A 25,279-nucleotide genomic window follows, 5' to 3' on the forward strand; every position below is an offset into this window, starting at 1 on the left:
GACAGCGCGTCCGTCATAGAAAATCAGAAAACTGCCGTCCGGAAGACGGCAGTTTCTATTGAGTTTACTGATAACCCGGCGATGACGAAACGGTCTTCGACACTTAGGACAATCGTTTCGCGCACGGCATTAGATTTTGCAGGCGCCGCCTTCGCAGCCATCATCCTGTGCGGCAACGTCTAACAGGTCGTCCTGTGAATCCTCTGCGCCGTCACGCGTATTTTGGTAATAAAGCGTTTTGACGCCGAGTTTGTAAGCCGTCAGCAGATCTTTCAGCAGCTGTTTCATCGGCACCTTGCCAGATGCGAAGCGCGACGGATCGTAATTGGTGTTGGAGGAAATCGCCTGGTCGACGAATTTCTGCATCAGCCCCACCAGTTGCAGATAACCGTCGTTGTTCGGCATTTCCCACAGCAGTTCGTACTGACCCTTCAGGCGCTCATATTCCGGCACGACCTGACGAAGGATCCCATCTTTCGATGCTTTCACGCTGATGTGGCCGCGCGGCGGCTCAATGCCGTTGGTGGCGTTGGAAATCTGCGACGACGTTTCGGACGGCATCAGCGCGGACAGCGTGGAGTTGCGCAGGCCGTGGGTCTTGATGTCCTGGCGCAGCGTTTCCCAGTCGAAGTGCAGCGGTTCGTTGCTGATGTTGTCCAGATCGCGCTTATAGGTGTCGATCGGCAGTACGCCCTGAGAGTAGGTGGTTTCGTTGAACCACGGGCAGGCGCCTTGCTCGCGCGCCAGCACATTGGAGGCTTTCAGCAGGTAGTACTGAATGGCTTCAAAGGTGCGGTGCGTCAGGTTGTTGGCGCTGCCGTCGGAGTAACGGACGCCGTTTTTCGCCAGATAGTAGGCGAAGTTGATCACACCGATACCCAGCGTACGGCGGCCCATCGCGCCACGTTCGGCGGCGGGGATGGGGTAATCCTGATAGTCCAGCAGCGCATCCAGCGCGCGCACGGCCAGCGTCGCTAGCTCTTCCAGATCGTCGAGGCTATCAATCGCGCCAAGGTTAAAGGCGGACAGCGTACACAGCGCGATTTCGCCGTTTTCGTCATTTACGTCGTTCAGCGGTTTGGTCGGCAGCGCGATTTCCAGACACAGGTTGGACTGACGCACTGGCGCGATCTGCGGGTCGAACGGGCTGTGGGTGTTGCAGTGATCGACGTTCTGAATATAGATACGGCCGGTCGATGCGCGCTCTTGCATCATCAGTGAGAACAGTTCGACCGCTTTGATGCGCTGCTTGCGAATGCTGTCGTCCTGCTCGTATTTAACGTACAGGCGTTCGAACTCTTCCTGATTGACGAAGAAGGCGTCGTACAGACCGGGAACGTCCGACGGGCTGAACAGGGTGATATCTTCGCCCTTGAGCAGACGCTGGTACATCAGCTTGTTGAGCTGTACGCCGTAGTCGAGATGGCGAACGCGGTTGCCTTCGACGCCGCGGTTGTTTTTGAGGACCAACAGGCTTTCGACTTCCAAATGCCAGAGCGGGTAGAACAGCGTCGCCGCGCCGCCGCGTACGCCGCCCTGAGAGCAGGACTTCACCGCCGTCTGGAAGTGTTTGTAGAACGGTACGCAGCCGGTATGGAAGGCTTCGCCGCCGCGGATCGGGCTGCCCAGCGCTCGGATACGCCCGGCGTTGATGCCGATGCCGGCGCGCTGAGATACGTATTTCACGATAGCGCTGGAGGTCGCATTGATAGAGTCGAGGCTGTCGCCGCACTCGATCAGGACGCAAGAGCTGAACTGCCGGGTCGGGGTACGAACGCCGGACATGATCGGGGTCGGCAGAGAAATCTTGAAGGACGACACCGCGTCATAGAAGCGTCTCACGTAATCCAGTCGCGTTTCGCGTGGGTAACCGGAGAACAGGCACGCCGCGACCAGCATGTACAGGAACTGGGCGCTTTCGTAGATCTCGCCGGTCACGCGGTTCTGGACCAGATATTTGCCTTCCAACTGTTTCACGGCGGCATAAGAGAAGTTCATATCGCGCCAGTGATCGATAAAGTCGTTCATCTGGGCGAATTCTTCCGGCGTGTAGTCTTCCAGCAGGTGGCGATCGTATTTACCCATGTCGACCATTTTGACGACGTGATCGTACAGCTTGGGCGGCTCGAACTGGCCATACGCTTTTTTACGCAGATGGAAGATAGCCAGACGGGCGGCCAGATATTGGTAATCCGGGCTTTCTTTGGAAATCAGGTCTGCTGCGGCCTTGATGATGGTCTCATGAATGTCGGCGGTTTTGATGCCGTCATAAAACTGGATATGGGAGCGCAGCTCAACTTGAGAAACCGAGACGTTGTGCAATCCTTCGGCTGCCCATGTGATAACCCGGTGAATTTTATCCAGATTGATGCGTTCTTTACTGCCATCGCGTTTGGTAACGAGCAGACTCTGGTTCATGTGGCGGAATACCTGTTTGAGTTCTAGGCACCCCCGTACGCCTGCATTTTTGCATGCGAAAAATAGTGTTTGATACATAAGATAAACACTATATATAGGGGGGTGGGTTGGTTTTGATAACAAGATAGTGAGAATTACGTGTTAATGCAAGTGAACGGATTGCTCGCTTTTTCACCCGAGCAATGCAATGAAATGGAGTGGAACCAGCCGATCCCAGACGTGATGCGGCTTTGTTTTATGTCAACCTTTTGCGCTAAAAAATAAAAAAATTGATCGACCGCTGGATTCTTAATCCGAACGTAAAAAACGACTTCTTGATCTGGTCATGTGTTTGGTTGTTTGACCAGCAGATGGGGTGGTCACAAAAAAAGCGCCGTTTCCCTTCAGACTCCGACTTGGTGGTTCGACCTTTTGGGGCCTTAATGCACGTCTATTGCTTTGTGTTTTGATACGAGGAGAGGAGCGATGTTGAGTCGGAGACGGCCAGGCGTGGAGAGCGATAGACGTCTGTGTGCGAGCTAAAACCGCTTTTAAAAAGAAATGAAATCGCGCTCGACGATAACGTCGGGGGGATCAATGCGGGGGCATAGCATGGCGTGCGCCGTGTTTTTATTAATGAAATGTATTAGTTATGTTTATTAATTACCGAGCAGATAAAAAAGAGGCTCATATTTAAAATGTTATCTTCTCGGTTTTTAAATAGAGATAAATAAAATGGTTGCTTGGTTATTTTTTATATTTTTATTGATTGCAAAAAAAACGCACTAAGTAATAATGTTATATTATAACTATCTCTGTAAAAATAAATATTCTCTATTCGCTTTTATCATATTGAGTTACATTTATTATATTATGTTTATTTTTTAATATTTTCTTATTGGGTTAATGTTTAAATGGTTTTATTAAATCCATGAATAAGGAAAATTCAATATGCAATATAGAAAAGTCTCTATTTTACTTAGTTCTATTACCGGTTTGGTTATATCCATTGCCTCCCTGAATGCCTATTCCAGCACCGAAGGTGTTTATCCTGGTACTGTGAGCAACGATAGCCATGTCGCAACGTCTGGCCATCAGCCTCAGTGGGTGTTGGCGTCTAGTTCGGCAAGTAGTCGCAGTAGCAGCCCTTCGCAGGGCAGCTCGAGCGGAAAATCATCCGGACGTAGTAACAAGGGAAGTAATGACAATAGAAATGGTCGATTCTAAATGAGTCTGCGCATCTTCCGGGGTAAATAATCAATTCCCCGGCGCCACGTATAACGCTAAATAATCTCTGCGATAAAAATAGATGGTCGTGACCATGCTATTGTGGCTACGCTTTTTTACGCATCGATTATTTTGTGTGGTTACCACAAGGTTATCCATTGTTATTGCTGTGGTGATATTTAGGGGCGGAGTTTCCCGCCCCTATGATTGAGGTCATCGAAGCGATAAAAGACACAAATAAAAAATAAATAGCTTTTTAGGAATAATCTGGAAGAAATAATAGAAATATCGAAAATACTTCTACTGCTTTTACATATTAAAAATATTGAACATTGAAGGCGGCATCTTATTCATCTGCCGTGGACAGACATCAGGCTAGCGTTGGTTTTGCCTTGTCCCCGACCGAATGACGGCGTCACCATCATTGAAAGAGGAGGAGTGGCAATGTCAGCGGCAAGCAGGAAAGCAATAGTCAGACAGGAACAGGGAGGACGATGTGGTTTCCCCGCTTGTTATGCCGTCCTCCCGAATCGATGATGAGAGCGTATTCGATGCGGAAGGAACGAGGAGAACTTAAACGACTGGCATGGCTTGTCAGTTTATTCGGCGTTTTCACGCTGTGTATGCAGCATATAGTTAACGTCTACATTCCCACCCAGACTGAATGTGTCGAACAGCGGATTATAGTGCAACCCGGTGATGTGCTTTTCCCGCAGTGGCGTCGTATCAAGCCATCCCAGGAGTTCGGCAGGGCGTATAAACTTTTTGATATCATGCGTTCCACGCGGCACCATTTTCGCGACATATTCGGCGCCGACTATCATCATCAGCCACGCTTTGGCGTTGCGGTTGATCGTGGAGAAAAATACCTGACCGCCGGGCTTGACCAAACGGGCGCAGGCCTCGATGACGGAACGCGGGTCAGGCACATGCTCAAGCATCTCCATGCAGGTCACCACGTCATATTCGCCAGCGTGAGCCTCGGCATGAGCTTCTACGGTTTCCTGCACGTAATGTACGTTGATTCCACTTTCCAGAGCATGAAGGCGCGCAACCTGCAACGGTTCGCCCCCCATATCCAGCCCCGTCACCTGAGCGCCTTCGCGCGCCATGCTTTCGGACAAAATACCGCCCCCGCAGCCTACGTCCAGGACCTTCTTGCCAAACAGGCCTTCGGCATGGCGGGAGATATATCCCAAACGCAGCGGATTAATGCGGTGTAGGGGTTTGAATTCGCCTTCCAGATCCCACCAGCGGGAGGCGACGGCTTCAAACTTGGCGATTTCGTCGTGGTCGACGTTTTGGGTATGGGAATCAGCCTTCATGTGCATGTCTTACCTTATCGTCATTTTTCGCTGTTAGTGAGTATATCCGGCCTGCCGCGGTTGTTGTAGTCGAGCCGATGCGTATGGACGGGAAGGCATCGGCGCAAGCCGTAAAAATCAGTCTCCTGGCCCGGCGGTAAAAACCCGGCGCGGGGTGCGGAGTTTCCCCCGAAACCCCGCTTTGTGATATACTTTTTCACCTTTTGAACTCGGGTAGATGCATTAATAGAGGGATAGCGGCTCCATGAGCGACCTTGCCAGAGAAATTACACCGGTTAACATCGAAGAGGAGCTGAAAAGCTCGTATCTGGACTATGCCATGTCTGTTATTGTCGGACGTGCGTTGCCAGATGTTCGCGATGGCCTGAAGCCGGTACACCGTCGCGTACTGTTCGCGATGAACGTACTCGGGAATGACTGGAACAAACCTTATAAAAAATCGGCCCGTGTGGTCGGGGACGTCATCGGTAAATACCACCCCCACGGTGACAGTGCGGTTTACGACACCATCGTGCGTATGGCTCAGCCATTCTCGCTGCGTTACATGCTGGTGGATGGACAGGGTAACTTTGGCTCGATCGACGGAGATTCCGCTGCCGCCATGCGTTACACCGAAGTTCGCATGTCGAAAATCGCCCATGAATTGCTGTCCGATCTGGACAAAGAAACGGTCGATTTCGTGCCGAACTACGACGGCACGGAACAGATTCCAGACGTCATGCCGACGCGCATTCCCAACCTGCTGGTCAACGGATCTTCCGGTATCGCAGTGGGGATGGCGACCAACATTCCACCTCACAACCTGTCTGAAGTGATTGACGGCTGTCTGGCCTACATCAACGATGAAAACATCAGCCTTGAAGGCTTGATGGAGCACATCAAGGGACCCGATTTCCCTACCGCCGCCATCATCAATGGTAAGCGCGGCATCGAAGAAGCGTATCGCACAGGCCGCGGCAAGGTGTATATCCGCGCTCGCGCCGAAGTCGAAGCGGATGCGAAAACCGGCCGTGAAACCATCATCGTGCATGAAATTCCTTATCAGGTGAACAAAGCTCGCCTGATTGAGAAAATGGCCGAGTTGGTGAAAGACAAGCGCATCGAAGGCATCAGCGCGCTGCGCGATGAGTCCGATAAGGACGGGATGCGTATCGTCATCGAGATCAAACGCGATGCGGTGGGTGAAGTAGTTCTGAACCACCTCTACTCCCAGACGCAGATGCAGGTCTCCTTCGGTATCAACATGGTGGCGCTGCATCAGGGCCAACCGCGTTTAATGACGCTGAAAGAGATCCTGTCCGCATTTGTTCGTCACCGCCGTGAAGTGGTGACGCGCCGCACGATTTATGAGCTGCGCAAAGCGCGAGAACGCGCCCATATTTTGGAAGGTCTGGCCATTGCGCTGGCGAACATCGACCCCATCATCGAGATGATCCGTCAGGCGCCAACGCCTGCCGAAGCGAAAGCCGCGCTGGTGTCACATGCCTGGAAACTGGGTTCTGTCGCCGCCATGCTGGAACGTGCTGGCGACGATGCCGCGCGTCCTGAGTGGCTGGAGCCGGAATTCGGTATTCGCGACGGTCACTATTACCTGACCGAGCAGCAGGCTCAGGCCATTCTGGATCTGCGTCTGCAGAAACTGACCGGTCTGGAACATGAAAAGCTGCTGGACGAATACAAGGCGTTGCTGGAGCAAATCGCCGAACTGCTGTTCATTCTGAACAGCCCGGATCGTCTGATGGAAGTGATTCGCGAAGAGCTCGAAGCGATCAAGGAACAGTACAACGATCCACGTCGCACCGAGATCACCGCGAACAGCGCCGACATCAACATCGAAGACCTGATCAACCAGGAAGATGTGGTGGTGACGCTGTCCCATCAGGGCTACGTGAAGTACCAGCCGTTGACCGACTATGAGGCGCAGCGTCGTGGCGGACGCGGCAAGTCTGCCGCCCGCATCAAGGAAGAGGACTTCATCGATCGTCTGCTGGTGGCGAATACCCACGATACGATCCTGTGCTTCTCCAGCCGCGGTCGTCTGTACTGGATGAAAGTCTATCAGCTACCGGAAGCCAGTCGTGGAGCCCGTGGACGTCCTATCGTCAACCTGCTGCCGCTGGAGCCTAACGAACGTATCACCGCCATTCTGCCGGTACGTGAATACGAAGAAGGGCTGAACATCTTTATGGCGACGGCCAGCGGTACGGTGAAGAAAACCGCGCTGACCGAGTTCAGCCGCCCACGCAGCGCTGGCATCATCGCCGTCAACCTGAACGACGGCGACGAACTGATTGGCGTCGATCTGACGGATGGCAGTAACGAAGTCATGTTGTTCTCCGCTTCAGGCAAAGTCGTGCGCTTCTCCGAGCAGGCGGTACGTGCGATGGGTCGTACTGCGACCGGTGTGCGCGGTATCAACCTGCAGGACGATGACCGCGTGGTTTCGTTGATTGTGCCTCGCGGCGACGGCGATATCCTGACCGTCACGCAGAACGGCTTCGGTAAGCGTACTGCGGTGGGTGAATATCCGGTGAAATCTCGCGCCACCAAAGGGGTGATCTCCATCAAGGTGAGTGAGCGTAACGGACAGGTCGTCGGCGCGGTGCAGGTCGATACGGCCGATCAGATCATGATGATTACCGATGCCGGAACGTTGGTGCGTACCCGCGTATCCGAGGTCAGCATCGTCGGTCGTAACACCCAGGGCGTCACGCTGATTCGTACTGCCGAAGACGAAAATGTCGTCGGCTTGCAGCGCGTAGCCGAACCGGTGGAAGATGAAGAGCTGGACGGCGTCGTTGGCGTCGACGGTGAGAGCATTGAAGAGGAAGGCGATGAGCACGAATCTGACAATGACGACGATGAAGCCGTAGACGACGAGTAATCCGAGGCGGTTGCTCCGGATGCGATAACTAAGCCAGCGTGTGATGCGCTGGCTTTTTTTATGCGGGATCGGTACTGTGGTAGCCGCTGGTTCAGCGGCAGTTTTTTATCCCATAACCTGACGGTATTCCCTTGAAATTTGTAGCTTCATTTCAGACCACTCTGAAATTTTCCCGGTATTTGTTCCGGGCGCTGGCTCTGGCGCTGTGGCTCCTGGGGGCGCTGATCTCATTGTTTTATATCAGCAAGGCGCTTAACGAACGCGAGTCTCAACTGAGGCATCTGTTCACCCTGAACGCCGATCAGTCTTTGGGGTATATTCGCCGCGCGACCGACGTGGCGCGCGAGCTGAAATACATGGCGACTAACCGGCTGAGCGTGCCGAATCCCGGTCGGGAGCATCTTACCGAAGTGCAGGAGAAGGCCTACTCGATTTACGGTATGTCGTCGTCGGTCAACTGCGCCGCAGAGTATGAGAAAAATCCCTCCCAACTGACGCCGCTCATCCACTTCTTTGAGCAGTGGCATCACGATTTCTCTTCCGTCTACGATCTGAACCGTATTTTCTTCGTCGACCGACGCCAGCAGTGTCTGGTGGATTTCGGCATCCGCAACCAGTCGCTGGACAGCGAAAGTCTGGTCAGAAACGTGCAGGAACGGCTGCAAGGGCAGCGCAACAGCAAGCTGTCGACCCGGCGTGACGACAGTCTGTTTTGGGTCAGCTCCGGCCTGACCTCTGAGACCGGCTACTTCTACGCATTAATGCCAATTTATGTGGAAAACCAGCTGGTGGCGGTGATGGGAATCGAACAGCCCATCCGGCTGGATGATTTCATGCTGAGCAGCGATTTGCCGTTCAGCGTCAAACTGCTTGATCAAAACAACCGTACGCTGATGCAGTTCAGCGATGCGGCGCGTAATAATATCAACGGGCCTTATCCAGACATCAGCGCCTACTTCGGTTACATCAATAACTACAACGCCCTGATCCTGAAGAAGGCGCTGCTGCCGACTACGCTGAGCGTCGTGTATGCGCTGCCGCTGGAGGTCATTCTGGCGGCGCTGAACTCTCTGATTATGAACATGGCGTTGCTGAATTTGCTGTCGGCCATTGCGCTGTTTGTGATTACCCGGGTGCTGGAGCAGCGCATGTTTCTGCCAGCGGAAAGGAACGCGTTTCAGTTGGAAGAAAACGAACAGTTCAACCGTAAGATCGTGGCCTCCGCGCCGGTGGGGATCTGTATCCTGCGTATCAGCGACGGCGCCAATATTCTGAGTAACGAGCTGGCTCATAACTACCTTAGCCTGCTGACCTACGAAGACCGTATCCGCGTCACCAAGATTATCTGCGAACAGCAGTCCAAGTCCGTGGATGTATTGACCAGCCGTAACCACCATCTGCAAATCAGCTTCGTGCATTCACGCTATCGCAATGAGAACGTCGCGATTTGCGTCCTGTTGGACGTCAGCGCCCGCGTCAGAATGGAAGAGTCGCTGCAGGAAATGGCTAACGCGGCCGAGCAGGCCAGCCAGTCCAAATCGATGTTCCTGGCGACGGTCAGCCATGAACTGCGCACGCCGCTATACGGCATCATCGGCAACCTGGATTTGCTGCAAACCAAGACGCTGCCGAAAGATGCTAACCGGCTGGTGACGGCGATGCACAATTCGTCTGAGCTGCTGCTGAAAATCATCAGCGACATTCTCGATTTCTCCAAAATCGAGTCCGAGCAGCTGAAGATCGAAAACTGCCAGTTTATCCCGCGTGAAGTGATCAGCCACGTGGTGAGCAACTATCTGCCGCTGGTGGTCAAGAAGCGCCTGACGCTCTACTGTTTTATCGAACCCAAGGTGCCGTTGAGCCTGTCGGGCGATCCGGTGCGTTTGCAGCAGGTGCTGTCCAATTTGCTGAGCAACGCCATCAAGTTCACCGATACCGGCTGTATTGTCTTTCAGGTGCGCTGTCGCGACGGGTATATCGAGTTTCTGGTGCGGGATACCGGCGTCGGGATCAATACGCGCGAAGTGATGAAACTGTTCGATCCTTTCTTCCAGGCTGGAACTGGCGTGCAGCGGCATTTCCAGGGCACCGGTCTGGGGCTGGCGATTTGTGAAAAGCTGGTCAACCTGATGGATGGCGACATCACCATCGAGTCGGCTCCAGGGCTGGGCAGCCAGTTCGGCATTCGCATTCCGCTATATCAGGCCCAGTATCCGCTCACGGTGATTAATCCTCTCTTACAAGGGAAAAACGCCTGGCTGCGTATTCGCAACGCGTATATGGGAAATTACCTGCGTGCCTTCCTGCAGGAACACGGTCTGAATGTGCAGGACTATAGCGGGCAGAGCGTGGCGGCCGACGAGATCGTGATCAGCGACTATCCGTTGAGTCAGAACCTCGGCGCGCGGGCGCACATCCTGATCAGCGGCTCGCATACCGGATCGGCGCAGGAAGTGTCGCCTGGATGCTGGGAGCACAGCACTTCGGCCCCGCAGGATCTACCGCAGCTGCTGCAACGTATTTATCGCGGCAAAGAAGCGCTGCCTGCCCCAACATCCGCCGCTCCGGCATCTCTAAGCTATAGCTGCGATAACGACGACATCCATATTCTGGTCGTGGACGATCACCCGATTAACCGCCGTCTGCTGGCGGATCAGCTGGGGTCGTTGGGTTATGAGGTCGTCACGGCCAACGATGGGCTGGACGCGCTCGATGTGTTAAGCAAATCTTCCGTGGATATCGTGCTGACGGATGTCAACATGCCGAATCTGGATGGGTATGGCTTCACACGCCGGATGCGGGAGATGGCGATGACGCTGCCGGTCATTGGCGTGACCGCCAACGCTCTGGCGGAAGAACGACAGCGCTGTTTAGAAGCCGGTATGGATAACTGCCTGTCGAAACCGGTCACGCTGGATACGCTGCAACAGTCTCTGGCGTATTACGCCAATCTGGTGCGGCAGAACAACGCTGTGGAGTCCAAGGATAGCTGACCGTCATCCTCGTCTCGCTATAGGCGGGTGGCAAGTCAGGTGGTGATGAGTAGGGGAGTGTGAACGAAAAAAAAGGCTCTGAGAAGAGCCTGAGTATGAAATGCCCGCCGAGACGATCGGCGGGTGGTCGGCATTACTCTTTTTCTGTCGACGCGACGCCGACGGAGGAGAGGTAGTTCAACAACGCGATATCGTTATCGACCCCGAGTTTGGTCATGGCCGATTTCTTCTGGCTGCTGATGGTCTTGATGCTGCGGTTAAGCTTTCTGGCGATTTCAGTCACCAGGAAACCTTCCGCGAACAGACGTAGCACTTCGCTTTCCTTCGGCGACAGGCGTTTATCGCCATAGCCGCTGGCGCTGATTTTCTCCAACACTTTGCTCACGCTTTCCGGCGTAAATTTCTTGCCTTTCTGCAATGCAGCCAATGCTTTAGGCAGATCCGTCGGCGCGCCTTGCTTCAGGACGATCCCTTCGATGTCCAGCTCCAATACGGCGCTAAGAATGGCGGGGTTGTTGTTCATGGTCAGAACAATAATCGACAGCTGCGGAAAGTGACGCTTGATATATTTGATCAGCGTAATTCCGTCGCCGTATTTATCCCCTGGCATGGATAAATCAGTAATAAGAACGTTGGCGTTGAGCTTTGGTAAATTATTGATTAATGCTGTTGAGTCTTCAAATTCCCCAACGACGTTCACCCACTCGATTTGTTCCAGTGATTTTCTGATGCCGAAAAGAACGATAGGATGGTCGTCTGCAATAATTACATTAATGTTGTTCATTGTAGTTTACTCATATTGTTGGCCACCTTGCTGTAGTAATGCACTGACAAAACGTTCAATCTGTTGAAGGTTATTTACTATCTGCACACTATCCTGCGAGGTTATAAGTTGTTCCAGGACTTCACACAATTGTTTGCCCGGATGCAGATTCAGCATGGCAAACACGCCTTTGAGCCGGTGGGCTGTTTGAGCCAGTGACACAAAATCGCCATCTTGGATTTCAGTATACAGCCTGTTCATATCCTCCGGTACTGTCTCTACGAACAGTGAAAAGTAATCGCTGCTGCGCAGTTGGCGAGCATAAAAACCGATGTCGTCATCCGTTGCCGGACGGCTCTCGTCGGTGGACGTTTCCAACTGCTGCTCGATCAGTTTCAGCAGAGCATCCAGCATCAGATGACTGATGTTGTAGCTGGTGCGCAGCCGCCGGTTGCCCAGAGAAACCCACTGCGTGTCTTCTCCCGTCACCAATAGCGTGTCGTCTGCGACTTTTCCTGCGTTATCCGTAATCGTGAGGTCCGCTTCCTGATTAATCAGGCGTTCGTCATAAATGACGAAGTTCGCGCCCCACTGACTGACCATGCGGCTAACAATCTGCCGTACTTCATCCGTGGTGATATCCAGCAACACTGTAATATCATCCAGCAGCTTTTCCTCTTCCTCTTCCGGGAGCTCGACGGGCTCCATTTTTAGCGTCAGCGTATATTGCGTACCTAAATCCGGCAGTCGGTTGATTTGCAATTGACCGCCCAGTTTGTGGCAAAGTTGATGACATAAAAATAAGGTTAATCCGGAATTTTGGCTGAATCGATCAGAAAGTGCCGGCGCAGCGAACGGATGCTGTCCATTATCGAGTTCTTCGACGGAAACATCCGTACCCGTATCGTTAATTTGTATGACCAATTGTCCTGATGACTTTTCAGGATGTTTCAGCGTCAACGTGATTTTGCCGTAGTCCGTATTCGTAACGGCATAATCCATTAATAACGAGAGCGTTTTCTTTAATAACTCGCCGTCGCCCAGATACGTCTGTCGAATATCCAACTGGTAATGATTAAACAGACTGATTCCTTTTTGCTGCATACGCGGCAATAAGGTCAGCAGTAAATCGTCAACGAGCGCGAGCGGGGCAAAGGGCGCGTGCGCCACATCCCATTCGTCGTTTTCCAGCTGTGCCTGCAGAGCGATATTTTCCATCAGACTCAGAGCGCAGGCGGCTTCGCCAATCAGCAATTGCAGCGACTGCTGCCGTTCATCCGACGTCTGTTCATTACGTAGCGACAGCGCCAACTGATGCACGGCGTTAAGCGGTTGTTTGAACTCCTGACTCAGGTTTTGGAACAGCCGCTTACGCACGGCGATGTTCTTGTCAAACTCCTGTTGCGCCAGTTGCAGTTTCTTGTTGATAACGATTTCCTGCTCTTGTTCGCGTAGCAGAAACAGGCAGTAGTCCGGCACGAACAGGCTATAGAACAGCCTGACTTCATACATCTCATTATCGACGGTGGCCTGAATCACGCCCTGATGCTCTTCCGCCAGTGTCGCAATCTTCTTCAGGCTGAGGTGTGGATACAGCCGTTCCGCCAGCGCGTTCGCCACCACCACCTTATTGGTGCTGAAGTCGTAGACCAGTACGCCCACCGGCAGATGGCTGATGATCTCGGTATACATGTTCTGCTGTTTCTTCAGCCGATACGACAGGTCTTCCCGAGGACGGGAAAAGTGGCGTCGGAAGGCGTAAAAGCCCATCAATGCGATCAGCAGCAGCGCCAGATTGAGCAATATCATCCAGATGTTGGTGCGCAGCATGTCGGCGATCAGACGGTCCAGCGGGATGCTGTACACCATTTTGAGCGGCGCGTTGGTCAACTGGGCGGACACTTCGACCATCGTGCCCTCCAGGCGGACGTCGGTCGGCGTTTCGTTATCGGTACCGGTTTCCATGCTCATCGGCAGCGTTTGCTGACGCAGCATGAGATTCTCCCGCTCCATGTTGCGCGGGATTAAATCGTTGATCGACAGGTCGAAGGCGATAACGGTCGCAAGATGGCCCGGCTGATTGAAGGTCGTGCGCAGGGTGAAATAATAGTTGTTGTAGAAGCGCAGCTTGCGCAACGGCGAGAAGCTCTCGCGTTCATCCAGCGCATTCGCTTGCTGCAGCATTTCGGCCTTACGGGCTTCGATCAGCGCCGCGATATAGCTGCCGCGAAACTGGGAGGAGACGTCTTTTAGCGGCTGAGTCGACACCATCGTCAGGCTGTTATCGGTGCCGTTGAGGTAGTACATCGAAAACACGTCAGTCTTCGCGCCCCACAGAATGTCCAGATACTGCGAGATCTTGTGCATGGAGTAGAGCGTACTCTTCTCGTGCTGACCGAAAATCAGCGTATCGGTCTTCTGGCCGCGCTGCTCAACGTAGAACACGTTCGGCACCAGCGTGATCACATTCACCGCGCCTTCGGTCGGAGGCGGAGCATCCACAAGCAGGTTTTTATAAATTTGATCGGTAAAGAAGCGATAAGTGTCGATCCGCTTCTGCATACTTTCAGCGATATCAGTCAGAGCATATTTCTTCTCCGTCATCCAGCCATTGATGTAGTTGTAGCTGAACGCCCCGAACACCAGCAGTAGCAGTAAAACGAACAGAGAAAAATAACGCATGATGATGGCGGGCATGTCAATCAATCTCCAGACGAACGGATGATGGCGCGAGAGCCGGCACAGACTGCCAGCAACAACATAACGATCACGCCCAGCGCCAGCGACAGGCTGCTGATCTGGGCGACAAATCCTAACAGCGTCGGGCCGAGCAGAGAACCGGCATACCCCATCGTCGTAATGGAGGCCAGCGCCAGATGCGGCGGCATGATCGTCTGATTACCGGCGGAGGAAAACAGAATGGGCACCACGTTGGCCGCGCCCAGACCGACCAGCGCGAAACCGGCGATGGCCGTCATGGGATTATCGATGGTAATCGTCATCAATAATCCCGCGGCGGCGCACAGACTCCCGCCCGCAACGACGGCGAAGCGGCCTAAGCGGTTGACCACGCGATCGCCATACAGCCGACCCAACGTCATCGTGATAGAAAAGGCGGCAAAGCCGATACCGGCCTGACGTGCGTCAATGCCGCGAAAGGCGGTTAAATACAGCGCCCCCCAGTCAAGAACTGCGCCCTCAGTCAAAAACATAATGAAGCACAACACGCCGATGAACAGCACCCACCCTCGGGGGATCGCCAGCAGAGGTCCTTCGTTGGCGCGGGACGTCGCGCGCAGCATATAGCGCTGCGACCAGAACAGCATGAGCCAGACCAGCAACGCGACCGCCAGCGTCGCAAGCAGGGGAGACAGTCCCAGCCACAGCAGCAGGCTGACGCACCCGGCGCCAACGATCCCGCCGACGCTATAAAAGCCGTGAAAGCTGGACATCTGGGCCCGTTGATTGGCGCGCTCCACTTCGACGGCCTGCACATTGATGGCGACATCCATCAATCCGAGCATCGCGCCCAGCAATCCTAGAACCAGCGCCATTGATGCAAACGTGCCGGGCAGCGTCAGCAACGGCAGCAACGCACACAGCACGGTGCCGGACGCGAAAATGACACGTCGGCAGCTAAACCGAGCGGTCAGAAATCCCGCTAACGGCATGGAGATCAGCGAGCCGATGCCAATACTCAGCAGCAACATTCCGAGCGTAGCATCGTTGATGTGCAGCCGATGTTTGGTATAAGGCACCAGCGGCGCCCAGGCGGAGATGACCGTCCCGGAAATCAAAAAACCGATCCGGGTGGCGACCTGTACGGCTTTATCCGTCAGGGGAAAGTCAAGGGTAATGGGCTTGGTGTCGACGGTTGAACGCATGAGAGACAGAGACCACGTCTGGAATCAGAGATATAGGGTACTTTTATCATAACTCAGGGCTTTTATCGAAAGGGGATCTGCTTTTCCTCACCGTAACGCCGTCTTTTTTCAGGCGGCGCATGGGGGCTATTCGCACCTGACGGCGGCGCGTTTCAGGGAGTCAAGACGCCGGTAAAAACGCCGGTGCGCGGGACAATCTGCGCCCAAAAGTCACCCGGCGTTTTTTTTCCAGAGGCGCGCCCGTATAATCCCACACTTTCAGTTAGGATTCCGGGGGCGACGTGAAGCAACTTTCAGGCCTGTTGCAGCGTATGGAGCGGGCGCTGGGTGCGCCGCTGCCAGACAACGCGGGCTTTCGCACGTTCACGCTGTCGGCGGAATGTGCGGACGCGGCAGCGCTGTTGGCCTGGCTGGCCGCTCAGGCGTTGTATCCGCAGTTTTACTGGCAGCATCGGCGAGAGCCGGAAGAAGCTGCCGCGTGCGGCGCTGTGTGCACCTTCGCTTCCGTCTCTGAAGCTGAAGCCTTTTTGCAGCGTGAAGACATCGACGACGATGTGCGGCTGTGGGGGTGAATGCGTTCGGTTACCCCACGCTGGCTCAGGCGGAGCCGCTCGACGGCTACCTGTTTTTACCGCGTATCACGCTGCTGCGACAGGGCGAGCGAGTTCAACTCCGGGTCAATATCTTCAGCCCTATCTCGCTGCGTCAGGATGCGGAGATTGCCTTAAGCGCGTTGCGTCAGCTATCGGCCGCACGTCCTTTGCCGCCCTTATCGGCCACCGTCAGGCTGACAGCGCATCATCCCGAAAAAGCGCAATGGGCCGACCTGGTCCAACAGGCATTGACGGAAATCGAAGGCGGCGCGCTGGAAAAAGTCGTGTTGGCGAGGATGACCCGGTTGACGCTGGATCACCCGCTGCCGGCGGCAACCCTGATGAGCGCCAGCCGGACGGCTAATCATCATTGCTACCATTTCATGCTGGCTTTTACGCCAGAGAGCGCCTTTCTGGGCTCCAGCCCGAGCGGCTCTATCGCCGGGAGGGAAAACGCCTGGAGACCGAAGCGTTGGCGGGAACCGTCGCCAACGACCGGGACGATCGGCGTGCGGATGAACTGGCGCAGTGGCTGATGCAGGACGTCAAGAATCAGAACGAGAACCAGCTGGTGGTGGATGACATCCGCCAGCGCTTGTCTCAGGCCGCGACGGCGTTGGACGTCTTGCCGATGGAGACGATCCGTTTGCGCAAGGTACAACATCTGCGCCGCGCGATCCGCGCCGAACTGTATGACGCGAAAGACCGCGCCTGTTTGCAGCTGTTGCAGCCGACGGCAGCGGTGGCGGGGCTGCCTCGCGCCGCCGCCCGAGACTATCTGGCCTGTTATGAACCGTTTGACCGCGGCTGGTACGCCGGGTCGGCCGGTTACCTGTCACGTCAGCAGTCGGAATTCTGTGTTTCGTTGCGTTCGGCGGATGTCGAAAGGGATCGGCTGACGTTGTATGCCGGTGCGGGAATTGTCGCCGGCTCGGATCCACAGCAAGAATGGCAGGAACTGGAAAACAAGGCCGCGGGCCTGAAATCGCTGCTGGACAGCGATATGTCATAGTTTTGTTTTATGTTTGTTGTGCCTGCTAAGTGTTTACATCAAAGTTGGCGATATAAAACAAAATATAATTATTGCTACAACCCGCAACCAGAGTTGTTGAGTCGACCATGTCCACTAATGTATTTAATCGCCGCTGGGCGACAGTTCTGCTGGAAACGCTGACCCGGCATGGCGTATGCCATGTCTGCATCGCGCCCGGCTCTCGCTCGACGCCGCTCACGCTCGCGGCGGCGGAGCATCCGGCGCTAACCTGTCATACCCACTTCGATGAACGTGGGCTGGGGCATCTGGCGCTGGGACTGGCAAAGGCCTCCGGGCAGACGGTGGCGGTGATCGTGACGTCGGGAACGGCGGCGGCGAACCTGTATCCGGCGATCATTGAAGCCGGTCTGACCGGTGAAAAGCTGGTGGTGCTCACGGCCGACCGGCCGCCGGAGCTGATCGACTGCGGCGCGAATCAGGCCATTCGCCAACCCGGCATGTTCGCCTCTCATCCTACGCATACGCTGGCGCTGCCAAGGCCCACCCCGGATATTCCGGCGCGTTGGCTGGTATCCGCCGTTGACGATGTCGTCGGGCGGTTGACGCACGGCGCGCTGCATATCAACTGTCCTTTCGCCGAGCCGCTTTACGGCCCGGACGACCCGGAGGCCTACTCCATCTGGCTGCGGGCGTTGGGATCGTGGTGGCGTGAATCGTCGCCGTGGCTTCGGACGGAGGAATCTGCGCGGCATTGCGCCGAGCAGCCTGACTGGTCGATGTGGCGTCGTAAACGCGGCGTGGTCATCGTCGGTCATGTACCGGCCGAAAGCGGGGAGGCTATCGCCCGCTGGGCCGAGCAGCTGGGTTGGCCGTTGATCGGCGATGTGCTTTCCCAATCCGGTCAGCCCTTGCCTCATGCGGATCTGTGGCTGGCGCATCCGCAAGCCTATTGTTTGCAGCAGGCCGAGATGGTCGTCCAGCTCGGCGCCGGTTTGACCGGTAAGCGGCTCTTGCAGTGGCAGGCGGCCATTCAGCCGCAGGAATACTGGCTGGTAGACGCGTTGCCCGGTCGGCTGGACCCGGTTCATCATCGCGGACGTCGGCTGGTCGCGCCCATCGCCGACTGGCTGATCGCACATCCTCCTGAACCTAATGCGCCCCAACCGTGGGCCACCGACTTGCCCGCGTGCGTCGAACGCGTCGGCGCGCAGGTGGCCGCCCGACTGGCGGAAGGATTTGGCGAAGCGCAGCTGGCGCATCGGTTGCCTGCGCTGTTGCCGGAAGAGGGGCAGCTTTTTCTGGGCAACAGTCTGACGATCCGCTTGGTGGATGCATTGGCCCAGCTGCCCGCGGGCTATCCGGTGTACGCCAATCGCGGCGCCAGCGGCATCGACGGTCTGGTCTCCACGCTGGCGGGCGTGCAGCGCGCTACCGCACGTCCCATGCTGGCGGTGATTGGCGATTTGTCCGCGCTGTATGACGTCAATGCGCTGGCGCTTCTGCGTCATCCCCCTGCGTCCCTGGTACTGATCGTGGTGAATAACAACGGCGGCCAGATTTTCTCTTTATTGCCGACGCCCGAGCAGGCGCGGGAAACATTCTATTGTATGCCGCAGCAGGTGGAGTTCAGCCACGCTGCCGCCTTATTCGGCTTGCGCTACGCCCGGGCGACGAACTGGCGTGAGGTCGTCGACGCCGCATCCGACGGGTTTAAACAGACGGCGACGACACTGCTGGAGGTGTCGGTATCGCCGAAGGCGGGCGCGGAGTGCCTGCAACAGCTTCTGGCCGAGGTCGCCACATGGTGATGCACGCCCGCCGTGTTCAACAGGGTGAGCCGGGACAGCCGTGGCTGGTTTTGCTCCACGGTCTGCTGGGCAGCGGCGAAGACTGGCAACCCATCCTTCCTTTTCTCAACGATCGTCCCGTGTTGCTGGTCGATCTGCCGGGTCACGGCGACTCTCGCCATCAGTCCGCCGATAGCTTTGACGACGTCAGTCGCCAACTCACCGCGCTGTTGGCGGAGGAGGGCATCCATGACTACTGGCTGCTGGGCTATTCGCTGGGCGGCCGTATCGCCATGTTCCATGCCTGTCACGGCGAGACCCCGGGGCTACGTGGTTTGCTGGTGGAAGGCGGGCATCCCGGATTGGCGTCGGAGGACGAGCGCGAGGCGCGGGCGCTGCATGATGCCCGCTGGGCGCGCCGTTTTGCGGAGGAGCCGCTGGCACAGGTGCTGGCGGACTGGTATCGACAGCCGGTCTTCGCAAATCTCACCCGCGCGCAGCGGCAGGCGTTGGTGCAGCGGCGCAGTGACAACGACGGCGCTGCGGTGGCTAACATGCTGAATGCCACCTCATTATCTCGTCAGCCGAGCCTGACTGCCTCGTTGCAGCAGCTGTCGGTGCCGTTTGGCTATGTGTGCGGCGAGCGCGACATCAAGTTTCAGACGCTGGCGCGGCAGGCTGCTCTGCCGCTGCTGAGCGTGGCCGACTGCGGCCATAATGCCCATCAGGAGAATCCGTCCGGCTATGCGGCGCGGATCCGTTCATTGATTTCCCATCCCGTAAAGGAATAAACCCTATGCTGTATCCGAGTGAAGAACTGCTGTACGCCCCCACCGAATGGCACGACTGCAGCGGTGATTTTGTCGATATTCTCTACCACAAATCGGCTGACGGGATTGCTAAAATCACCATCAACCGCCCCCAGGTTCGTAATGCCTTTCGTCCGCTGACCGTCAAAGAGATGCTTCAGGCGCTGGACAACGCGCGCCACGACGACGGCATCGGCGTGATTATCCTGACCGGCGCGGGCGACAAGGCGTTCTGCTCCGGCGGAGACCAAAAAGTCCGCGGCGACTACGGCGGCTATCAGGACGACAGCGGCGTTCACCACCTGAACGTGCTCGACTTCCAGCGTCAAATCCGTACCTGCCCGAAACCGGTGGTAGCGATGGTGGCGGGTTATTCCATCGGCGGCGGCCACGTGCTGCATATGATGTGCGACCTCACCATCGCGGCGGAAAATGCCATCTTCGGTCAGACCGGTCCCCGTGTCGGCTCCTTCGACGGCGGCTGGGGCGCCTCCTACATGGCGCGCATCGTCGGTCAGAAAAAAGCGCGGGAAATCTGGTTCCTGTGCCGCCAGTACGACGCGCAGCAGGCGTTGGACATGGGACTGGTTAACACCGTCGTTCCACTGGCCGATCTGGAAAAAGAGACGGTGCGCTGGTGCCGCGAAATGCTACAGAACAGCCCGATGGCGCTGCGCTGCCTGAAGGCCGCGCTCAACGCCGACTGTGACGGTCAGGCGGGATTGCAGGAGCTGGCGGGCAACGCCACCATGCTGTTCTATATGACCGACGAAGGGCAGGAAGGGCGCAACGCCTTCAATGAAAAACGCCAGCCTGACTTCAGCAAATTCCGGCGGAATCCGTAATGCGTCGGGCGACGCTCTACCGTTACAGCGTACCGATGGATGCCGGCGTGGTGCTGCGCAACCAGCGGCTCAAAACCCGTGACGGGCTGATCGTGCAGTTATGCGACGGCGAACGGTGCGGTTGGGGCGAAATCGCTCCGCTGCCGCAGTTCAGTGTCGAAACGCTGGACGATGCCGAGACCGCCGTACGGGAGTCGTTGCTGCGCTGGCTGAACGGCGACGCGCTGGAAGAAACCGGCGTGCCATCGGTCGACTTCGGTTTGAGCTTCGCCGACGCGGAGCTTTCAGGAACGCTGCCACAGGACGCCGACTATCGCAAAGCGCCGCTGTGCAGCGGCGATCCGGACGAACTGTTCGCGATGCTGCAAGGGCTGCCGAATCCGGTAGCGAAAGTCAAAGTCGGGCTGTACGAAGCCGTGCGGGACGGCATGATCGTTAACCTGTTGCTGGATGCCTTGCCGCAGCTCTCCCTGCGTCTGGATGCAAACCGCAGCTGGACGCGGGCCAAAGCCGACGGTTTTGCGCGCTACGTCGATCCGGCCGTGCGATCCCGTATCGCCTTTCTGGAAGAGCCGTGTAAAACCCGCGAGGAATCGCGGGCCTTCGCGCGAGATACCGGCATCAATATCGCGTGGGACGAGAGTGTGCGTGAGCCGGACTTCCGCGTGGAAGCCGAACCGGGAGTCAGCGCTATTATCATCAAACCCTCGCTGACCGGCAGCCTGAATCGCTGTCGACAGTTAGTTCGTCTGGCGCATGAGGCGGGCCTGACGGCGGTGATCAGCTCCAGCATTGAATCCAGTCTTGGTTTGACCCAACTGGCGCGATTGGCGCACTGGCTCACGCCAGAGGTCATCCCCGGTTTGGATACGCTGGATCTGATGCAGGCGCAGGTGTTGCGGCCTTGGCCGGACAGCCCATTGCCGCGGCTCAACGTTGAACAGTTGGACGAACTATGGCGGTCGTAGCCGACTGGCCGTGGCGGCACTGGGCGCGACATCAGCCCGACGCGACGGCGCTGATCCGTGATGATGAAGACTGGAACTGGCGCAAGTTGGCCGCTGAGGTTGAACAGCGTTCTGCGGCGTTCGTCCGTCAGGGCGTCACCGAGGGAAGCGGAGTAGCTCTGCGTGGGCGTAATAGCAGCGAAATGTTGTTAAGCTACCTGGCGCTATTGCAGTGCGGCGCGCGCTTGCTGCCGCTCAATCCGCAACTGCCCGCCACGCAGACGGACGTGTTGCTGCCCTCGCTGGATATCCGCTTTGGTCTGTGTTTCAGCGAGACGCCTTGGCCTGATGCGATCGTCCCTCTCTCCGCCGGGAACGACGAAGCCGTAGATCCTCAACCGCGCACCGCATGGGATCCGGAGCGGCTAGCGACGATGACGCTGACCTCCGGTTCTAGCGGCCTGCCGAAGGCGGCGGTGCATTCGTTTGCTGCGCATCTGGCGAGCGCAGAGGGCGTACGCGGGCTGATGCCCTATTCGATGGGCGACAGCTGGCTGCTCTCCTTACCGCTATTTCACGTCTCCGGGCAAGGGATTGTCTGGCGTTGGCTGGCGGCGGGAGCCAGTTTGGTAGTGCGGCCGGATCGTCCTTTGGATGTGGCGCTGCGGGGCTGTACGCATGCCTCGCTGGTGCCAACGCAGCTATGGCGTCTGCTGGCGCAGGGCGACGTGCCGACATCGCTGACCTCGGTGCTGCTGGGCGGCGCGATGATCCCGTTGACGCTGACGCAACAGGCCGAAGCCATCGGCATTCGTTGCTGGTGCGGTTACGGGCTGACGGAGTTGGCTTCCACCGTGTGCGCCAAACGCGCCGACGGGCGTCCCGGCGTCGGTATGCCGCTCGCCGGACGTCAGATTCAAGCCGTGGACGAGGAAATTTGGCTGCGAGGCAGCAGTCTGGCGTCCGGCTATTGGCGCGATGGCGCGCTACACCCTTTGGCCGACGAGCAGGGCTGGTTCCATACCCGCGATCGCGGCTGCTGGGATGGCAGCGAGTGGCGCATAATGGGACGGTTGGATAATCAGTTCTTCAGCGGCGGGGAAGGCGTTCAACCGGAGGACGTGGAAGCGGTGCTATTGCAGCATCCGGAAGTTGAATTCGCCTGCGTCGTGCCGGTGGATGATGTGGAATTCGGGCAGCGCCCGGTTGCGGTGGTAGAGACCGCGGGGGAGTGCGATCTGACGATGCTTCGCGACTGGCTCGCTCCACAGCTGGCGGGATATCAGCGCCCCGTGGCGTTCTATTCTCTGCCCGGGACACTGAAAAACGGCGGGATAAAAATTTCCCGTCAGCAGGTCGCGGCCTGGGTGCGGCAGCGGCACGACTGACGAACCCGCGGGCGGCGTGTCCGTGAAAGACTCACGCCGTCCGCGGGTGGGAAATTAACGGCCCAGCGCTTTGGCGACGCCCGCGCCGTAGGCCGGATCAACCAGGTTGAACAGCGCGATCTGACGGTCCTGAATGAACTCCGGCACCTGGGACAGCTCGCCGGCGATACGCTGGAACATCCGCTGATGTTCTTCTTCGCTCAACAGTTGGAACAGTGCGCGTGGCTGGCTGAAGTAATCGTCGTCTTCGCGGTGGTTCCAGTGATCGGCCGCGCCTTCCAGCGACAGCGGCGGTTCGCTGAAGTCAGGCTGTTCCTGGAATACGTTGAAGCTGTTCGGTTCATACGTGGCGCCGTTGCCGCTGTTGCCGTCCACGCGCATCGCACCGTCACGGTGATAGCTATGGAACGGGCAGCGCGGTTTGTTGACCGGGATCTGGTGGTGGTTGACACCCAGACGGTAACGTTCGGCATCGCCGTAGGAGAACAGACGACCCTGCAACATTCTGTCCGGAGAGAAGCTCACGCCAGGCACTACGTTCGCCGGGCTGAAAGCGGACTGCTCCACTTCGGCGAAGTAGTTTTCCGGGTTGCGGTTCAGTTCGAAATAACCGACATCGATCAGCGGATAGTCGCCGTGCGGCCAGACTTTGGTCAGATCGAACGGGTTATACGGCACCTGAGACGCTTCCGCTTCCGGCATGATCTGCACTTGCAGATTCCAGCGCGGGAAGTCGCCGCGGTCGATGGCGTCGAACAAATCGCGTTGGGAGCTTTCACGGTCTTTCCCGATCAGCTGTTCCGCTTCGTCGTCCATCAGGTTTTCGATGCCCTGCTGGCAACGGAAGTGGAATTTCACCCAGAAACGTTCGTTATCGGCGTTGATAAAGCTGTAGGTATGGCTACCGAAACCGTGGATGTGGCGATAGGATTTCGGCAGGCCGCGGTCGCTGAAGTCGATAGTCAGCTGGTGCAGCGCTTCCGGCAACTGGGAGAAGAAGTCCCATTTGTAGACCGGGTTACGCAGGTTAGTACGCGGATCGCGTTTTACCACGTGGTTCAGGTCCGGGAATTTCAGCGGGTCGCGCAGGTAGAAGACCGGCGTGTTGTTGCCGACCAGATCCCAGTTTCCTTCTTCGGTGTAGAATTTCATGGCGAAACCACGAATATCGCGCTCAGCGTCGGCGCCGCCACGTTCACCGGCGACGGTGGAGAAACGCAGGAACATGTCTGTCTGCTTGCCAACTTCGGAGAAGATTTTAGCGCGGGTATAGCGGGTGATATCGTGGGTAACGGTGAAAGTACCGTAAGCGCCGGAGCCTTTGGCGTGCATGCGTCGCTCAGGGATCACTTCACGGTCAAAATGGGCCAGCTTTTCCAGGAACCAAACGTCCTGCAGCAGCATCGGGCCTCGGGGGCCTGCGGTCATTACGTTGTTATTGCTGACGACCGGCGCGCCGGAGGCCGTGGTCAGCTTTTGTTTTTCATTGCTCATGTTTACTTCCTTACGGTTTGACTCGACTGCTAAGAACTATCAGTCAGAGCCGTTAATTAGGCAAATCGGCGACGCTTATCATTGATATCGCCAGCGCTGAAAAATGCGAATTTGTCGCATTTCGTCAGGCGAAACCCGCATTTTTAGCCTTATTCTGGCTCCCAGCGCAGTAAACATCACGTAGAATCATTGCGTTTTGTAACGTCTATATTGACTTTGTAGCCGGCGACCGGCACGAATTGATATCACTCACCCCTGATTTAAGGACGATAACGATGAAAAAATTGATGACTGCCTGCCTCGGCGGACTTTTGCTGGCCTCGGCAGGCGCTCAGGCTATCGGCATTTCGGCGGAAGCGGGGAAGGACTATGTGAGCGGCGGCGCCAGCATCGGCTTGCCCTTCCCGGGTTTGTCCGCCAATGCGGGCTGGGGTCATGATAATGACAACAACAACGATGCCTACACTCTTGGGGTGGACTACGGCTTCAGCCTGGGCCGAGCCGCGGTCAAAGCGGGCGTCAAAGGCGTTTATCTGCAACCCGACCACGGCGATGACGGCTACGGCTTGGCGGTGGGCGGCGGCGTGCAGTTCCCGCTGACCTCGTCTCTCTCGCTGTTCGGGGAAGGCTACTACTCGCCGGAGGCGTTCACCAGCCATCTGGATCACTACGTTGAAGCGAAAGGCGGAGTCCGTTGGCAGCCGCTGCGTCCGCTTTCCGTGGACGTGGGCTATCGCTACATCACGATGGGATCGTCCAACGACGATCGCAGAATTGCCGACGGCGTCTACCTCGGCGCGGGTCTGAGTTTCTAATACCTGCCACAGGGCGCGGTTTTCCGCGCCTTCTTATCTGAATCATCAATCCCACGTTTACCCACAGCGTCATTCCTTTATTATCTCAGTATCATAAATTGTGATGACCTCGTGCCGACAGGAGCTGGACCGCA

Annotated in this window: 14 protein-coding genes and 1 pseudogene; 9 read left to right on the forward strand and 6 right to left on the reverse strand. The window is 56.6% G+C overall.

Annotated features, from left to right (window positions below; all coding sequences use genetic code 11):
• Positions 1–129: 129 nt before the first annotated feature.
• Entirely contained in the window at positions 130–2,418 is a 2,289-nt protein-coding gene (gene nrdA, locus CKQ53_RS10050; protein WP_085653508.1) for a class 1a ribonucleoside-diphosphate reductase subunit alpha, read from the reverse strand.
• Positions 2,419–4,223: 1,805 nt separating this feature from the next.
• Positions 4,224–4,949: a bifunctional 2-polyprenyl-6-hydroxyphenol methylase/3-demethylubiquinol 3-O-methyltransferase UbiG gene (ubiG, locus tag CKQ53_RS10055; protein ID WP_085653510.1), complete on the reverse strand. Its 726-nt coding sequence runs from the start codon at positions 4,947–4,949 to the stop codon at positions 4,224–4,226.
• 244 nt (positions 4,950–5,193) lie between these two features.
• Between ubiG and gyrA the strand changes: the two genes are divergently transcribed.
• Both gyrA and rcsC read left to right on the forward strand, forming a co-directional pair.
• Positions 5,194–7,833 (forward strand): DNA topoisomerase (ATP-hydrolyzing) subunit A, encoded by a 2,640-nt coding sequence (gene gyrA / locus CKQ53_RS10060; protein ID WP_085653507.1) that lies wholly within the window; start codon positions 5,194–5,196, stop codon positions 7,831–7,833.
• A 131-nt stretch (positions 7,834–7,964) separates the two neighbouring features.
• A complete protein-coding gene (gene rcsC, locus CKQ53_RS10065) occupies positions 7,965–10,826 on the forward strand; it encodes a two-component system sensor histidine kinase RcsC (RefSeq protein ID WP_094117632.1) in 2,862 nt (953 codons plus the stop codon).
• Positions 10,827–10,959: 133 nt separating this feature from the next.
• On the opposite strand, the gene rcsB is transcribed toward rcsC, so the two are convergent.
• Genes rcsB through CKQ53_RS10080 form a run of 3 tightly spaced genes read right to left on the reverse strand, consistent with a single transcriptional unit; the run spans position 10,960 to position 15,473 of the window.
• Complete coding sequence (gene rcsB, locus CKQ53_RS10070; protein WP_026738877.1) at positions 10,960–11,610, reverse strand: response regulator transcription factor RcsB; 651 nt, start codon at positions 11,608–11,610, stop codon at positions 10,960–10,962.
• A gap of 6 nt (positions 11,611–11,616) precedes the next feature.
• Positions 11,617–14,286: a phosphotransferase RcsD gene (rcsD, locus tag CKQ53_RS10075; protein ID WP_085653505.1), complete on the reverse strand. Its 2,670-nt coding sequence runs from the start codon at positions 14,284–14,286 to the stop codon at positions 11,617–11,619.
• A gap of 5 nt (positions 14,287–14,291) precedes the next feature.
• A complete protein-coding gene (locus CKQ53_RS10080; RefSeq protein WP_094117633.1) occupies positions 14,292–15,473 on the reverse strand; it encodes an MFS transporter in 1,182 nt (393 codons plus the stop codon).
• Positions 15,474–15,754: 281 nt separating this feature from the next.
• Between CKQ53_RS10080 and menF the strand changes: the two are divergent.
• The 6 genes and pseudogenes from menF to menE all read left to right on the forward strand — a co-directional run bounded on the left by menF (position 15,755) and on the right by menE (position 22,836).
• Positions 15,755–17,078 (forward strand): annotated as a pseudogene (menF, locus tag CKQ53_RS10085) (isochorismate synthase MenF).
• A 107-nt stretch (positions 17,079–17,185) separates the two neighbouring features.
• On the forward strand, positions 17,186–18,868 hold the full coding sequence (gene menD / locus CKQ53_RS10090; protein ID WP_118894953.1) for a 2-succinyl-5-enolpyruvyl-6-hydroxy-3-cyclohexene-1-carboxylic-acid synthase: 1,683 nt from the start codon (positions 17,186–17,188) through the stop codon (positions 18,866–18,868).
• The gene (gene menH / locus CKQ53_RS10095; protein WP_094117733.1) at positions 18,868–19,638 is read left to right on the forward strand and encodes a 2-succinyl-6-hydroxy-2,4-cyclohexadiene-1-carboxylate synthase; all 771 of its coding nucleotides are present in this window, start codon (positions 18,868–18,870) and stop codon (positions 19,636–19,638) included. The genes menD and menH overlap by 1 nt, the downstream gene beginning before the upstream one ends.
• A gap of 5 nt (positions 19,639–19,643) precedes the next feature.
• On the forward strand, positions 19,644–20,501 hold the full coding sequence (gene menB / locus CKQ53_RS10100; protein ID WP_118894955.1) for a 1,4-dihydroxy-2-naphthoyl-CoA synthase: 858 nt from the start codon (positions 19,644–19,646) through the stop codon (positions 20,499–20,501).
• Entirely contained in the window at positions 20,501–21,469 is a 969-nt protein-coding gene (gene menC, locus CKQ53_RS10105; RefSeq protein WP_094117635.1) for an o-succinylbenzoate synthase, read from the forward strand. The genes menB and menC overlap by 1 nt, the downstream gene beginning before the upstream one ends.
• A complete protein-coding gene (menE, locus tag CKQ53_RS10110) occupies positions 21,457–22,836 on the forward strand; it encodes an o-succinylbenzoate--CoA ligase (RefSeq protein ID WP_118894957.1) in 1,380 nt (459 codons plus the stop codon). The genes menC and menE overlap by 13 nt, the downstream gene beginning before the upstream one ends.
• Before the next feature lie 54 nt (positions 22,837–22,890).
• Here menE and katA read toward each other — a convergent pair whose 3' ends face one another.
• Positions 22,891–24,330, reverse strand: coding sequence for a catalase KatA (gene katA, locus CKQ53_RS10115; protein WP_026738886.1), 1,440 nt, complete (start codon positions 24,328–24,330; stop codon positions 22,891–22,893).
• Between the two features lie 275 nt (positions 24,331–24,605).
• Between katA and CKQ53_RS10120 the strand changes: the two genes are divergently transcribed.
• Complete coding sequence (locus CKQ53_RS10120) at positions 24,606–25,145, forward strand: YfaZ family outer membrane protein (RefSeq protein WP_085653681.1); 540 nt, start codon at positions 24,606–24,608, stop codon at positions 25,143–25,145.
• Positions 25,146–25,279 lie beyond the last annotated feature (134 nt).

The sequence above is a fragment of the Lonsdalea britannica genome, assembly GCF_003515985.1.
GTDB lineage: Bacteria > Pseudomonadota > Gammaproteobacteria > Enterobacterales > Enterobacteriaceae > Lonsdalea > Lonsdalea britannica.

Bases quoted from the DNA above. Each gene is read 5' to 3' on its own strand.
- menB (WP_118894955.1), top strand. From the start codon at position 19,644: ATGCTGTATCCGAGTGAAGAACTGCTGTACGCCCCCACCGAATGGCAC.
- CKQ53_RS10080 (WP_094117633.1), bottom strand. From the start codon at position 15,473: ATGCGTTCAACCGTCGACACCAAGCCCATTACCCTTGACTTTCCCCTG.
- CKQ53_RS10120 (WP_085653681.1), top strand. From the start codon at position 24,606: ATGAAAAAATTGATGACTGCCTGCCTCGGCGGACTTTTGCTGGCCTCG.
- ubiG (WP_085653510.1), bottom strand. From the start codon at position 4,949: ATGAAGGCTGATTCCCATACCCAAAACGTCGACCACGACGAAATCGCC.
- menE (WP_118894957.1), top strand. From the start codon at position 21,457: ATGGCGGTCGTAGCCGACTGGCCGTGGCGGCACTGGGCGCGACATCAG.
- menD (WP_118894953.1), top strand. From the start codon at position 17,186: ATGTCCACTAATGTATTTAATCGCCGCTGGGCGACAGTTCTGCTGGAA.
- katA (WP_026738886.1), bottom strand. From the start codon at position 24,330: ATGAGCAATGAAAAACAAAAGCTGACCACGGCCTCCGGCGCGCCGGTC.
- rcsB (WP_026738877.1), bottom strand. From the start codon at position 11,610: ATGAACAACATTAATGTAATTATTGCAGACGACCATCCTATCGTTCTT.
- rcsD (WP_085653505.1), bottom strand. From the start codon at position 14,286: ATGCCCGCCATCATCATGCGTTATTTTTCTCTGTTCGTTTTACTGCTA.
- nrdA (WP_085653508.1), bottom strand. From the start codon at position 2,418: ATGAACCAGAGTCTGCTCGTTACCAAACGCGATGGCAGTAAAGAACGC.
- gyrA (WP_085653507.1), top strand. From the start codon at position 5,194: ATGAGCGACCTTGCCAGAGAAATTACACCGGTTAACATCGAAGAGGAG.
- menH (WP_094117733.1), top strand. From the start codon at position 18,868: ATGCACGCCCGCCGTGTTCAACAGGGTGAGCCGGGACAGCCGTGGCTG.
- menC (WP_094117635.1), top strand. From the start codon at position 20,501: ATGCGTCGGGCGACGCTCTACCGTTACAGCGTACCGATGGATGCCGGC.